This is a genomic window from Arthrobacter globiformis, from assembly GCF_046536215.2.
GTDB classification, from domain to species: Bacteria; Actinomycetota; Actinomycetes; order Actinomycetales; family Micrococcaceae; genus Arthrobacter; species Arthrobacter globiformis_E.
In genome coordinates this window covers 4,743,663-4,757,907 of record NZ_CM143421.1, presented here as the reverse complement: position 1 = coordinate 4,757,907, position 14,245 = coordinate 4,743,663, and the positions used below count along the sequence as shown (strand labels likewise).

Annotated in this window: 8 protein-coding genes and 2 tRNA genes; 4 read left to right on the top strand and 6 right to left on the bottom strand. The window is 66.4% G+C overall.

The window, feature by feature from the left end; all coding sequences use genetic code 11:
- Positions 1-242 precede the first annotated feature (242 nt).
- A complete protein-coding gene (locus R5O87_RS21625) occupies positions 243-1,925 on the bottom strand; it encodes a trypsin-like peptidase domain-containing protein (protein WP_410553996.1) in 1,683 nt (560 codons plus the stop codon).
- Between the two features lie 307 nt (positions 1,926-2,232).
- Here R5O87_RS21625 and R5O87_RS21620 point away from each other — a divergent pair, with 307 nt between their 5' ends.
- From R5O87_RS21620 to R5O87_RS21610, 3 genes are all read left to right on the top strand, one after another.
- A complete protein-coding gene (locus tag R5O87_RS21620; RefSeq protein ID WP_410553995.1) occupies positions 2,233-4,308 on the top strand; it encodes a TPM domain-containing protein in 2,076 nt (691 codons plus the stop codon).
- A 109-nt stretch (positions 4,309-4,417) separates the two neighbouring features.
- Positions 4,418-5,209, top strand: a complete 792-nt coding sequence (locus R5O87_RS21615) for a PspA/IM30 family protein (RefSeq protein ID WP_410553994.1) — start codon at positions 4,418-4,420, stop codon at positions 5,207-5,209.
- Positions 5,210-5,326: 117 nt separating this feature from the next.
- Entirely contained in the window at positions 5,327-6,751 is a 1,425-nt protein-coding gene (locus R5O87_RS21610; RefSeq protein WP_410553993.1) for a cryptochrome/photolyase family protein, read from the top strand.
- 4 nt (positions 6,752-6,755) lie between these two features.
- Here R5O87_RS21610 and R5O87_RS21605 read toward each other — a convergent pair whose 3' ends face one another.
- The 5 genes from R5O87_RS21605 to R5O87_RS21585 all read right to left on the bottom strand — a co-directional run bounded on the left by R5O87_RS21605 (position 6,756) and on the right by R5O87_RS21585 (position 12,565).
- Positions 6,756-7,691, bottom strand: a complete 936-nt coding sequence (locus R5O87_RS21605) for a cytochrome b/b6 domain-containing protein (RefSeq protein ID WP_410553991.1) — start codon at positions 7,689-7,691, stop codon at positions 6,756-6,758.
- A gap of 163 nt (positions 7,692-7,854) precedes the next feature.
- Positions 7,855-7,931, bottom strand: a tRNA-Met gene (locus R5O87_RS21600).
- A 135-nt stretch (positions 7,932-8,066) separates the two neighbouring features.
- Positions 8,067-8,140 (bottom strand) — tRNA-Met (locus R5O87_RS21595).
- Between the two features lie 150 nt (positions 8,141-8,290).
- Entirely contained in the window at positions 8,291-11,218 is a 2,928-nt protein-coding gene (locus R5O87_RS21590; protein ID WP_462836349.1) for a UPF0182 family membrane protein, read from the bottom strand.
- Between the two features lie 186 nt (positions 11,219-11,404).
- Complete coding sequence (locus R5O87_RS21585) at positions 11,405-12,565, bottom strand: YlbL family protein (protein ID WP_410553989.1); 1,161 nt, start codon at positions 12,563-12,565, stop codon at positions 11,405-11,407.
- 222 nt (positions 12,566-12,787) lie between these two features.
- Between R5O87_RS21585 and R5O87_RS21580 the strand changes: the two genes are divergently transcribed.
- On the top strand, positions 12,788-14,242 hold the full coding sequence (locus tag R5O87_RS21580; protein ID WP_410553988.1) for a zinc-dependent metalloprotease: 1,455 nt from the start codon (positions 12,788-12,790) through the stop codon (positions 14,240-14,242).
- Positions 14,243-14,245: the final 3 nt, after the last annotated feature.

Genomic DNA, 14,245 nt, shown 5'->3' with positions numbered 1-14,245 from the left:
CCTTCCGTGCTTGTGGATAGCCAGCCGGGTGAGGTCATGGCCGTGGAACGCCCGGGATACGGGTAGCTCCTAGCTAACCATATTGGGCCCGTCATATGACGCCCCGTTAACGCCTGTGTCAAAGGGGGCGGGCCGAAGGCCTGCGTCAGACGCAGGGACAACGACGGCGGGCCACACCCCCAGGTGCGGCCCGCCGTCGTGCTTGGTGCAGTTACTGCGCTCTACTGTTCTGCGGCTGCGCTCTACTGTTCTGCGGCTGCGCCGAGCGTCACGTCCAGCTGCTGCTCGCGGCCGTTGCGCAGGACCGTGATCTTCACCGAGGAGCCGGACGGCTGCTCGCGGACAGCTGCCGTCAGCTGGTTCGGGTCACTGATGGCCAGGTCGTTGAAGCGAGTCACCACATCGCCCACCCTGATTCCTGCCTTCGCCGCCGCCGAGCCCTGCTCCACCGAGGCCACGTCGGCTCCCGTGGAGAACCCGGCATCCGATGCCGACTTCGCCTGGACGCTCACGCCCAACTGGCCGTGGGTGGCCTTGCCGTTGTCGATGATTTCCTGCGCCACGCGCTTGGCATTGTTGATCGGGATGCTGAAGCCCACGCCGATGTTGCCTGTTCCGCTGGCTGCGGAACTGCCGCCGGCGGAGGCGATCGCGACGTTGACGCCGATCACTTCACCCTTGCTGTTGACCAGGGCACCACCGGAGTTGCCGGGGTTGATGGCCGCGTCGGTCTGGATGACGTTGATGGAGATCGAACCCTTGTTGGCCGAGCTCTGGCCCTGCCCCTGGCCCGGAGGAGCGAACTCAAACCCCTGGCCGCCGCCCTGGGAGTTGTCCGTTCCTTCCTTCGGGGCCGCCGAAGACGCGACGCTGATGGTCCTGTTCAGCGTGGAGACGATGCCGTCGGTCACCGTGCCGGTGAGGCCGAGCGGCGAACCGATGGCCACCGCGGTATCCCCGACGTTCAGCTTGCTGGAGTCACCGAGAGCTGCAGGCGTGAGGCCGGACGGGTTGTCCACCTTGATGACTGCCAGGTCGGAGAGTGGGTCGGTGCCAACAACCTTGGCGCTGAGGACGCGGCCGTCGTTGGTGCGGATTTGGATTTCCGCACTCGCCGTGGCGCCGTCGAGCGTGACGACGTGGGTGTTGGTGAGGATATGGCCCTGGTCGTCGAGGATGATCCCGGAGCCGGTGCCGCCCTCGCTGCCGCTGGTGGCCTTGATGGTGACGACGCTCGGCGACGCTTTGACGGCCGCAGCGGTGATCTCGTTGACCGAATCCTGGTTGTTGACGATCACCGTTCCGGGCTGGCTTCCGGAACTGACGGCAGGCGCCGTTCCGCCGGCGTCGAACAGGTTGCCGGAGCCGACGGTGGCAACGCCGCCGCCCACGAGGCCTGCGGCCAGGATGCTTGCCACCAGCGTGCCGACGCCGAACGTGGCCTTGCGCTTGGGCTGGCTGGTGCGGTTGTCCTGGAAAGCCGGGTGGCTGTTGTGCTGCGAGTACTGGGCACCGATCGGCTGCGTCGCCGGCCCGGACTGCTGCCCGTAGAAGGGCGCGTGCTGCGGGTAAACCGGATGCGGACCGCCGGGCCGCTGCTGCTGCGGGTGCTCGCGGTTCTCCGGCTGGCTGCCGTACGGCTGGCCCTCATCGGCCCGGGCTTCGCGGGGCTGGCTTGGACCCGGCTGGCCTTCGCGGGGCTGGCCTGCGTCCTGGGCGGGCCGGTACAACGGCCGGGTGGGGTTGCTCTCGGAGTCAAGGCGCACCGTGGGGTTCTCGGAACCGACGGCAGTGCGGTAGTCGCCGTCCTGCGCCGCAGGAGGCTGGAGACCCTCCGCGGGCTCAGGCCGAGGGGTCGGATCAACAGGCCGCCCTGAAGGATCTCGGTTCTCAGGTGCTGCGCCCGGTACTGGGTGCTCAGTCATTGGACTTCCTTTCATCCGCGTCTGTATTAACTATGGACGATCGGACTGAAACTAATTCGGACGTTTGCTGGGAGGTTCCTGAATGCCCTCCGTGACGGTGTACCTGCCAGTGTTCCGGGCCGCCGCCATCGTCTCCAGCGCTTTTCGCTGGTGGCATATTCCCCGCCGTGGACGGTCCCGCTGGTGCACCATAGAATCAAGAAGAATTGCCACAGCGACCTGCGGCTTTACACCCGGCGTGGGGGCGCTGCTGCATTCTATGACGGCTGTTCGTCCCGAACCAGCCGCGGCGTGCTGAAGGGTTGCCATGCGGTCAATGTTGAAACGTGTTCTCGCCGTGATCGGCCTGACGGCAGTGCTGGCGGCTCCGGCCGCGGCGGCCTGGGCCGAGGATCCGGTAGCCATCCCCTCCGGCCAAAACATCGTCGACGACGCAAATGTCCTCGGCAGCCGCAAGGGCGAAGTTGAGGACTCGATCCAAAAGCTCCTCAAAGACCACAAGTACAACCTGTACGTGGTCACCGTAAAGTCATTCCAAAACCCGAGCGACCCCAAGTCATGGGGCCAGGCCGTAGCCACCAGCAAGGGCATGGGCAGGGCTGACGTTCTGCTGGCGATCTCTACCGAGGGCAAGTATTACTTCGCCCCCAACTCAGCAAGCGCCATCGCGTCCAAGACCGGGAACATCACACAGAACGCCATCGCGGCCAACCTCGGTGGTGGCAAGCGGGACTTTGCGCAGGCCGCCATCGACACCGCGGCTGCCATCGGCGACGCCGCGGGTGGCGGAAGCGGAACGGTTCCTTCCGGCGGCGGCGCCGGCACGGCTGTGCTCGTTGGTGCTGGCATCGTGGCCGCCGGCGGTGCGGGCACATACCTTTACCTGCGCAACAGGCGGAAGAAGGCCGGCCAGGCATCCGGCGCCGGCTACGGCCCGCAGGGTGCCGAACTCGATCCTCTGGCCGGCATGAGCATCGAGGACCTCCGCCGGAAGAGCGGCTCCCTGCTGATCGAGGCAGACGACGCGATCAAGTCGAGCGAACAGGAACTGGGCTTCGCCGAGGCGCAGTACGGGGAAGCGGCCGTGGGCAACTTCACCAAGGCGCTTCAGGAGGCCAAAGCGCACATGTCCGAGTCGTTCAAGCTGCAGCAGCAGCTGGACGACCACATCCCTGACACCGAAGAACAGCAGCGCAGCTGGCTCGGCGAAATCATCCGGAGGTCCGAAGCCGCCCTGGCATCACTGCAGGAGCAGAAAGCAGACTTCGACTCGCTGCGCGAACTCGAGAAGAACGCGCCACAGGCCCTCGCGGCAGTGGACGCCGGCGCCGCAGAGGCCGACGCGAAGATCGCACGGGCGGACCAGACCCTGGCCGAGCTGCGCGGCAAGTACGCGGACAGCGCGCTCGCCCAGGTCTCGGACAACATCCTGCAGGCCAAAGAGCGGCTGGCCTTCGTGCAGAATGCCAGCGCCGCTGCGCGTGAAAAGCTTGACTCCGGCGAGACGAGCCTGGCGGCCGTGGCCGTCAGGGCATCGGAGGAGAGCCTGCACCAGACCAACGTCCTCCTGGATGCCATCTCCAAGGTGGCCGGCAACCTGGACTCGGCCCGCCAGGGCCTGGAGTCCGCCGTCGTGGACACCTCCCAGGACCTGGCCCAGGCGAAGGCCATGATCCAGTCCGGCGCGCACCCGGAGCTCGAGGGTCCCGTGGCCGGCGTGGAAGCTGCCCTTGCCCGGGTGAAGAGCGAAATCCAGAGCGGCAAGATCGATCCCATTGCAACCTTGGAGCGGGTCGAGTCGGCGCACCAGGCGCTCGACCAGGCGCTGGGCGGCATCCGGGACCAGCAGGAGCAGGCGCGCAGGGCGCAGGCTTCGCTGCAGCAGACCATCATGTCCGCCCAGGCCCAGATAAGCGCCACCTCGGATTACATCACCGCCCGCCGAGGCGGCGTGGGCACCGAAGCCCGGACCCGGCTCGCGGAGGCCCAGCGCAACCTCGATTACGCACTGTCCATCTCACGCAACGACCCCGTGACAGCCCTGACTTACGCCCAGCAGGCGCACGCCCTGGCGGCCCAGGCCGCCCAGCTGGCACAGTCCGATGTCGACAGCTTCGGCTACGCCAACCAGGGGTACGGCCAGGGCTACGGCCGCGGCGGCATGTTCGGCGGCGGCGGAGGCGGCGGCCTGGGCGGCGCTATCCTTGGCGGCATCCTCATCAACTCCATCCTCAACGGCGGCAGCGGCGGCGGCTGGGGCGGCGGCCACAGCGACGGCGGCAACTGGGGCGACGGCGGAGGCTGGGGCGGAGACGGCGGCGGCTTCGGCGGAGGAGACTTCGGTGGGGGCGACTTCGGCGGCGGGGACTCTGGCAGTTTCTAGCCGGCACAAACTAGGCGCCGGCCCGTGCACCCGGGCCGGCGGGTAGAAGCTGTACACAACTGTTCACTGAACTCAGTGGCACATACGGAGCAGGACGAAAGGTAACACCATGGTTAAGCAGTCCATTTTCGGCCGCATGGCGCAGCTGGCGAAAGCAAACATCAACGCCTTGCTGGACCAGGCCGAGGACCCGCAGAAAATGCTGGACCAGATGGTCCGCGACTACACCAACAACATTGCCGAAGCCGAGTCCGCGGTGGCCCAGACCATCGGAAACCTGCGCATGCTCCAGGACGACTACAACGAGGACATCAAGAACGCACAGGACTGGGGCAACAAGGCCCTGGCCGCCTCCCGCAAGGCGGACGAATTCCGCGGCGCCGGCAACGCGGCCGACGCGCAGAAGTTCGACAACCTGGCCAAGGTGGCCCTGCAGCGCCAGATTTCCTCGGAGAATGAGGCCCGGGCGGCCGAGCCCAACATCGCTTCCCAGAGCGAAGTGGTGGACCGGCTCAAGACCGGCCTGGACCAGATGAAGAACAAGCTGAACCAGCTGACCAGCAAGCGCAACGAGCTGGTAGCCCGCTCCAAGACGGCGGCCGCGCAGTCCCAGGTGCACGATGCGCTCCGCAGCATCGACATCCTCGACCCCACCAGCGAGGTGGGCCGCTTCGAGGAAAAGATCCGGCGCGAAGAGGCCAAGGTCCGCGGCCAGCAGGAACTTGCCGCTTCCAGCCTGGACGCCCAGTTCAACCAGCTTGAGGACCTCGGCGAGCAGACCGAGATCGAGGCCCGGCTTGCCGCGCTGAAGTCAGGCAATGCCAAGCCCGCCATCGGAGCCGGCGGCAACACAGCATCGTCCTCCTCCACCGTGGACGAGGCGGACTTCGACAAGCTGTAAACACGCAGCGAACTTTAAGCACTCAACCGAGGGACGCCGTCAGCGCCGCACCGGCCGAGGCCGGGATCCACCGGGATCCCGGCCTCCGCCGTCTCCGGGCACGTGTAGCGTGAAACCATGGCTTCCACGATTGTCTGGCTCCGGGACGACCTCCGGCTCGACGACAACCCCGCCCTGGCCGCCGCGGCGGCACTGCCCGATCCCGTGACCGTCGTCTATATCCTCGACGAGGACTCCCCCGGCATCCGGCCCCTGGGCGCCGCGGCCAGGTGGTGGCTCCACCACTCGCTGTCCGCCCTCGCCGCCAGCCTCGAAACGCACGGATCACGGCTGCTGCTGCGCCGGGGCGCCGCCGCTCCGGTCATTGGGGAGCTGGCCGCCAAGACAGGTGCGGAGAGGCTGTTCTGGAACCGTCGGTACGGCCAGCCCGAGCGGACCATCGACGCCGGCATCAAGGAGTGGGCTGCCGAACAGGGCATCGAGGCCACCAGCTTCCAGGCAAACCTGCTGTTCGAGCCGTGGACGGTGCGCACGGGATCGGGCGGACCGTACAAGGTCTTCACCCCGTTCTGGCGCTCCTGCCTGGCCGGTGCCGAACCGCGGCTCCCTTCCGATCCCCCGGACCGGCTCCCAGAGTCCGCAGCCGGAAAGTCCGGTCGCCCGCCGGCCGGCGACCGGCTGGACAGCTGGCGCCTCCTCCCCCGTCAGCCGGACTGGAGCGGCGGCCTCGCAGAGACCTGGACCCCGGGCGAGAACGGCGCCCACGAACGGCTGGAAGACTTCCTCGACGGCCCCGTGGAGGACTACGGCAGGGGCCGCGACCTGCCGGGCATCGAGGGCACCAGCCGCCTCTCAGCGCACCTGCGCTTCGGCGAGATCAGTCCCTTCCGGGTCTGGCATTCCCTCCGGGAACGCTTCCCGCGCCACGCACCGGCCGACGTCGGGATTTTCCGGGGCGAACTGGGCTGGCGCGAATTCTGCTGGCAGCTGCTGTTCGAAAATCCGGACCTTGCCACCCACAACTACCGCCGGGAGTTTGACCGCTTTGCCTGGCAAACGCCGTCCGACGCCGAACTGGAGGCCTGGCAGCAGGGGCGCACCGGCTATCCCCTGGTGGACGCCGGCATGCGGCAGCTGTGGCAGACCGGCTGGATGCACAACAGGGTCCGCATGGCTGCGGCGTCGTTCCTCGTGAAAAACATGCTGGCCGACTGGCGCGTGGGCGAGGCCTGGTTCTGGGACACCCTGGTGGACGCCGACGCGGCGAACAACCCGGCCAACTGGCAGTGGGTAGCGGGCTCAGGCGCGGATGCCTCCCCCTATTTCAGGATCTTCAATCCCGTGACACAGAGCAAGAAGTTCGACGCCGGCGGCAGTTACCTTCGCGGCTTCATCCCGGAACTGGCGGACCTGGATGACCGGGCGGTGCACGAGCCCTGGAAGAATCCGGCGGCGGCTCCGGGCTACCCCGACCCGCTGGTGGGCCTGCAGGAATCCCGGGAACGGGCGCTGGACACCTACCAGCGGCTCAAGGAGGGGTGAGCGGTTACCGGTTGGTGACCTTGCCCATGAGCGAGGCGATGGGACGCAGAAACAGCGGCCGGGCCAGGAACCAGGCTCCAACCATGACCGCGACCGACGCGACGAAGAACCAGAAGCCGACCCAGCTCACGTCGTCGCTGCCGCCGTACATGTGGTTGAGGTTCCGCAGCGCGCCGGTGGCCAGGACCAGGAACACGTGCACCACGATGAAGGCCACGAAGTAGATCATCACCGGGAAGTGCACTGCACGGGCGGCCTCGATGGGGAAAGCCTTGTTCACCCCGGCGGCCTTTTTGGGCCAGGCGGCGGACATCCGCAGGCCCGTGATGAAGGCCAGCGGAGCTGCGATGAACACCGTGGCGAAGTAGGTCAGGAGCTGCAGGGCGTTGTAGTTGACCCAGCCGTTCTCCGTGGGCCAGTTCAGCGAGGCGTACTGCAGGCCGGCCGAGACCGCGTTCGGGAATACATCCCAGGACGTGGGGACGATCCGGGTCCACTGGCCGGTGGCGAAGAGCAGGATCACAAAGACCAGCCCGTTCAGGATCCAGAGCGCATCCAGCGTGAGGTGGAACCAGAGATCCAGGCTGATCTTGGTGGGCGCCGTCCTGGTTTTGATGAACCCCTTGTTGTTCCGGGTCCAGTAGCCCGCGGGGCGCGTGGTGGTGCGGACCTGCCAGCCCGAACGGATGATGAGCAGCAGGAAGAACGCGTTGAGGAAATGCTGCCAGGCCAGCCAGGCCGGGAAACCGACGGGGGCGCCGGCGGGAAGCTCGGAATGCCCCGGGTAGTCCGAGAGGAACGACCGGACGTCGGGCAGGCCGGTGATCCACTTTGCGAGGAGCACCACCAGCACCAGGGCCACGAGCGCTGCAGGCACCGCCCAGTACAGCCTGGCGCGCTTGCCCCTGGCAGTGCCGGACTTGTTCTTCGTTGTGGACATCGAGCTACACGTTCCTCTCGAGAATGACTGACCAGTGTGGGCGCCCTGCGCCGGCCAGGAATTCCGGGCCCTGCGATTAGAGAATACTAGGAACCCTCAGCACATGAACAAATGCTCCGGTAATGCAGAAAGCCCCGACCACGTTGTGGTCAGGGCTTCCTTCTGGTTGCGGGGACAGGATTTGAACCTGTGACCTCTGGGTTATGAGCCCAGCGAGCTACCGAACTGCTCCACCCCGCGTCGCTTGGTTAACACTACCCTACTTTTCGGGGCACTCTGACCACGGCCATTTTCGCCAGACCCCGAACGCCGGGGCAAACTTGGGGACAACAAAAAACCCGGACCACCATACGGTGATCCGGGTCTTTTCTTCAGTTGCGGGGACAGGATTTGAACCTGTGACCTCTGGGTTATGAGCCCAGCGAGCTACCGAACTGCTCCACCCCGCGTCGCAAGAACTACTCTACCGGCCGGTGAACAGGAGGCCAAATCCAAACGACGTGATCTGCGTCTCCGCAAATCCAATGCACTCTCTTACGCGAAAGGCCGGCCCCTCCCCTTCCGGGGAGGGCCGGCCTTTTCAGCTGCTGGTCAGCCGGTCAACTGCTGGGTGACGGCGTCGGCGTTGCTGACGGCGACGTCGGGCTGCTGGCCGTTCCGGTGCTGCCCAGCTTCGCCTCGGCGTCGAGCGCCTTCTGCAGGGCCGCCGAGAGCTTCTTCTGCTGGTCGCCGTATGCCGCGAAATCACCCTTGGCCAGTGCAGCCTGGCCCGCCTTGATGGCCGCGTTTGCCTCATCCAGGGCTGCCTTCAGTGCTGCCTTGGCATCCTCCGAGCCCGGCGCAGTCGGCGTGGTGCCCGGAGACGTGGGTGTCTTGCCGTTATTTGGCGAGTCGCCTGCCTGGGCCCCGGACCGGCCGCCAAACAGCTGGTTCAGTGCCTCATCCAAGGTGGGGGCGAAGCCGATCTTGTCACCAAAGGCCACGAGCACCCGCTGCAGGGTCGGGTAGGAGGTCTCGCCCGTGGACTTGAGGTAGACGGGCTGGATGTAGAGCATGCCCCGGGCCGCGGGAAGCGTCAGCAGGTTGCCGTTGAGCACATCCGAGGCACCCTGCCGCAGCAGGTTCAGAGCCTGGGAGACAGCGGGATCCGAGTTGAACTTGTTCTGTGCCTGGCCGGGGCCGGGGACCTGGGATTCCGGCGGGACCTGCAGGAGCCGGAGCTGCCCGTAGCTCTCCGACTTCACGCCCTTCTGCGAGCCTGCATCGGAGTCAGCCGCGAGGAAGCCGTAGAGGACGTTGCGGGCGTTGTTGTTGACCACCTGCGGAATGTAGGACGAGGTCAGCTGGAACGCCGGTGTCTTCTGGTCCGGCATCTGCAGCGACATGTAGAACGGCGGCTGCTTGACCTCCTGCGACACGGTGGGATCGTTCGGAACGCTCCACGCGTCGTCGTTCTTGTAGAAGCTCACGGGATCCGTGACGTGGTAGCGGCCCAGCAGCTCACGCTGGACCTTGAACAGGTCCTCCGGGTAGCGGACGTGGCTCATGACGGCGCCGGACATCTCCGAGTACGGCTTCAGGGTGGAAGGGAACACCTTCTGCCAGGCCTTCAGCAGCGGATCCTGGTCATCCCAGGCGTACAGCGTCACGGAACCGTCGTAGGCGTCCACGGTAGCCTTGACCGAGTTGCGGATGTAGTTGACCGAGCTGTTCGGCAGCGCCACGTTGCGTCCGGCGGTGGTCTGTGAGTCCGTGGTGGCGTCGGAGAGCTGCTCCTGCTGCGAGTACGGGTAGTACTGGCTGGTGGTGTAGCCGTCCACGATCCACTTGACCCGGCCGTCAACCACGGCGGGGTAGGCGTTGCCGTCCACGGTCAGGTAGGGGGCCACCTTCTGCACGCGCTCCCGCGGGTTGCGTTCGTACAGGATCTGCGAGGCCTCGTTCACGCCGTCGGAGAGCAGCAGGTCCGAGGACTGGAACTTGATCGAGTAGAGGACCTTGTTGAAGAAGCTGCCCACGTTCGGGCCGCCGTTTCCGGTGAAGGTGTACTGCGTCTCGCCGCCCTCCTTGGAGGCCGGGCGGTCCTGCTCGCGGTGCGGTGCGCCTTCCGGCGCCCCCACGATCGAGTACTCCGGGGAGTCCTCGCCGAAGTAGATGCGGGGTTCGTAGGTCGTATCGTTGCCGAGGACGCCGGTGGACGGGATGCCGGACTGCAGGAACTCCGGCTTTCCGTCGGCCGTGAACTTGTTGCCCTTCGCGGCAACAACACCATAGCCGTGGGTGTACACGACGTGGCGGTTCAGCCAGGACTGCTGGTCGGCGGCGAGGCCGTCCGGGTTCAGCTCGCGCACGGCGATGACAGTGTCCTGCACCTTGCCGTCCACCATGTACCGGTCGACGTTGAGCGCCTTGGGGAACTGGTAGTACGGGCGGAACTGCTCAAGCTGCGAGAAGGCGTCCGAGATCAGGTTCGGGTCCAGGAGCCGGATGTTGGCGGTGGTCTGCGCGTCGGGGGCCAGGGCTCCGGCGGTGGTCGTGGTGGTGGCGTTGTACCGCTCCACCTTCACCTGGTCCAGGCCGTACGCCGCCCGGGTCATGCCGATGTTGCGCTCGATGTACTTCCGTTCCAGGGTCTGCTCGGACGGGCGGACCTGGAATTGCTGGATGACCCACGGGTACACCCCGCCGGCCAGGATGGAGGTGATGATCAGCATCGCCGTGCCGATCACCGGGAGCCGCCACTTGCCGATCACAGCTGCGACGATGAAGAGGATGGCCACGAGGGCCGCCGCGACGGCCAGGATCGCCTTGGTGGGGATGACGGCGTTGACGTCGGTGTACAGCGCGCCGGCCCAGCGGCCGCCGCTGTTCTGCAGGGCGGAGTAGCGGTCCAGCCAGAAGTTGACGCCCAGCAGGATCAGGAAGGAGGCGCCGGTGACGGCAAGGTGGATCTGCGCCGCGCGGCTGGTGAAGATGCCGCGCTCCATGATCCGGATGCTGCCGTACAGGTAGTGCGTGAGGATGCCCGCGATGCCGGCGACGATCGCCACGCTGATCAGGAACCCGGTGACGAAGCCCAGGAACGGCAGCGTCATCAGGTAGAAGCCGATGTCGAGCCCGAATTCCGGATCGTTCTGGCCGAAGGACTCCTGGTTGAAGAACAGCATGACCTTCTGCCACTGGCTGGAGGCCGCGCTGCCGGCGAAGAGCCCAAACAGCACGGGCAGCCCGATCATGACCACGCGCCGCACGGGTTCCAGCTGCGCCTGGTAGCGGTTGAGGTTGTCCCGGATTTCCGAGTCCGGCGCATAGACCGGACGGGCGTGGTACGCGATCCGGATCGCATAAAACACGGCCGCGAACATGATGAGGAAGCCGGCGGCGAAAATGCCGATCCTCGCCAGGTTCTCAGTCAGGAACACCTCGAAGTAGCCAAGCTGCTGGTACCAAAGGACGTCCGTCCACACGTTGGCGAAGAAGATGAACCCGACAACAACCAGCGCAACGACGATGAGCGTGGGCGTCAATGCACCACGCCTTGTCTGGAGTTTTCCGGGCGGGGTGGGGCTGGCAGGACGGGACAAACTCGTACCTCATAGCTTTGTCAGTTGCTGGTCTTAATTTTAAGTTTTCAGTGGAGGGCACGCATAGCGCCGGCACCGGCTGTCAATTAGTGCCACGAGCGGACCGGAGCCTTAGTTCCTCGATTTAGTCTAGTTGTTGGTGCAGGCCGGAAGTCCCGACGTGTCGCCGCCCTTGGCGGCCAGCTCCACGGCGGACTTTGCCTCGTCCAGGTTTTCCACCTTGACCACCTGCAGCCCGTCCGGAACATGCCCCACAACCTCGGCGCAGTTCGCCGCCGGGGCCAGGAACATGGTGGCACCGTCGGCCCGGGCTCCGTGCATCTTCACCGCGATGCCCCCGATCGGGCCCACCACGCCGTCGGGACTGATGGTGCCCGTCCCCGCGATGTGTTTTCCGCCGGTGAGGTCCCCGGGCGTCAGGGTGTCCATGATTCCCAGGGCGAACATCATCCCGGCGCTCGGGCCGCCCACCTTGTCCAGTGAGATCTTCACGTCGAACGGGAAAGTGAACCGGTACTGCAGCAGGACGCCCAGGATGTACCGTCCGGACGGGTTCTTCGCCGGCGTCACCGTTTCGGTCACCTGCTTGCCGTCCCGGCTTACGACGACGACGGCTGGCTTGCCCTTTCCGGCGGCCAGTTCGTCCTGGATCACCTCGAGTGACGTGACGGGCTTGGCGTTGATGGAGGTGAAGACATCGCCCTTCTGCAGTTTGCCCTGCGCGGCCGACCCCTCGGACAGGTCCGCCACCTCAAGCTTCTGCGCATACGCGATATCGAGTCCCTTCAGGGCCGCCGCCACAGCGTTCTCCTGCGACGTGGCCATGGCCACGGCACTCTCCTGCTGCGATTCCTCCTTGGTGACACCAGTCGGGAAGATCAGTTCCTCGGGGTACACCGCCTTGGAACCGTCAAGCCACGCCGAGAACGCCTCAAAGACGCTCACGGGACCGTTGGGGCCGCCGTCGACATAGACAGTGGTGAGATCGAGGTTCCCCTTGGCCGGGAATGTCTCGCGGCCCGATACGCTGATCACGGGCTTCGTATTTTCCGTGCCCAGTGTGTTGAACGTGGGCCCGGGCGATTCCACCACGTAGGGGACGGGAAGGACGGCGGCCGTCACGCCTAGCCCGAGCGCCAGTAGCCCGGACAGTGTCATCGCGGAGATGCGCGGATCCCTGCCCCGGGCACGCCGCCACCGGCCGGCTTCCCCGGTTTCATCGGGGTTCCCGCCACCGGCGACGGGCGCCGGGGATTCCTCTGCGGGCTGGCCGCCCTTGGTTATCGTCACTGAAGGACCTCTCCGCACCGCGTCATTCAGCGCTGCACCGCGGCCGCAGCCCGGCGAACAGCCGGGGCACAGCCTACATACGTTCCGGCTTCTAACACTACGCGTCCCGGCCTGCCGTTAGCTCTTTGCCTACAGCGAACGTCACGGCTTTCGGCAGACAGCCACTCCCGCACAGGGGTAGCGTGAAGTTGATTAATAGTCACACCGACGATCGGCGGGATCATGACCTCCAATCCACTCAATCCGTCCAACGGCGACGAAAATCCTAAGGATCCGCTGGCGGAGATGCTGCAGAACCTCATGGGCGGCAAGGGCCTGGGTGACATCGACCCCGCAGAACTCGCCAAGGCCGCCGGTCTGCCGAACGATCCGAACCTGCTGGCCCAGATGTTCTCCCAGGTCCAGGCCATGATGAGCGCGCCCTCGGAGGGGCCCGTTAACTGGAAGCTCGCCCATGACAACGCCCGCCGTGTTGCCGCGGGCAGCGCCGACCCGTCCGTCACGTCCGCGCAGTCACGCGACGTGGATGAGGCGCTGCGGCTCGCCGAACTCTGGCTGGACCAGGTCACCGACCTGCCCGCCACCGGCCTCATCGGCAAGGCGTGGTCCCGCGCCGAGTGGGTCGAGGAGACCCTCGGCACGTGGAAGCGGCTGACGGAGCCGGTCGCCAACAGCGTGGCCAACGCCCTCTCCACCGCCATGACGGAGCAGATGCCCGAGGAGATGAAGTCCATGATGGGCGGCGCCTCGTCCATGCTGCAGAACGTGGGCGGCGCCATCTTCGGGATGCAGCTGGGCCAGGCCATCGGGGCCCTGTCCACCGATGTGGTCAGCTCCACGGACATCGGCGTTCCGCTGGCCGACCTGGAGATGGCGCTGCTGCCCGGCAACGTGGCCAAGTTCGGCGAGGGGCTCAGCCTTCCCGAAAACGACATCCGGCTCTTCCTCGCGGTCCGCGAGGCAGCCCATGCCCGCCTGTTCGTCCAGGTTCCGTGGCTCCGCGGGCACCTGCTCGGCGCCATCGAGGCCTACGCCCGCGGCATCCACATCGACACGTCGCGGATCGAGGAGCTGGCCCGGGACCTTGACCCGAGCAACCCGGAGGGAATCCAGGAGGCCCTGTCACAGGGCGTCTTCATGCCGCAGCGCACGCCCGAACAGGACCAGGCACTGCAGAAGCTGGAGACCGCGCTGGCCCTCGTCGAAGGGTGGGTGGATGAACTCACCGCGGCTGCCACCGAAAGGGTGCTCCCCTCCGCCGCAGCGCTCCGCGAAACCGTCCGCCGCCGGCGGGCCACCGGCGGTCCCGCGGAACACGCGTTCGCTTCCCTTGTGGGGCTGGAGCTGCGACCCCGCCGCCTCCGCGAAGCCGCCACCCTGTGGGCATCGCTGAAGGCCGAGCGCGGCATCGACGGACGCGACGCCATCTGGAAGCATCCCGACCTGCTCCCCACCGCCGAGGACCTTGACGATCCCAAGGGATTCAGCGAACGCCGCAAGCTCGCCGAGGCCAGTGACAGCGAAGTGGACGACGCCCTCCAGAAGCTGCTGAACGGCGGGTTCGACAGCCCCGCCGGCACCGACGCCGACGCTGACAGTGATGCCGAAACGAACGACGGCGGGAACGCCGGCGAAAAGGCCGACGGCGACGACGGGGACGAGGCTCCGAAGAGCTGAGCC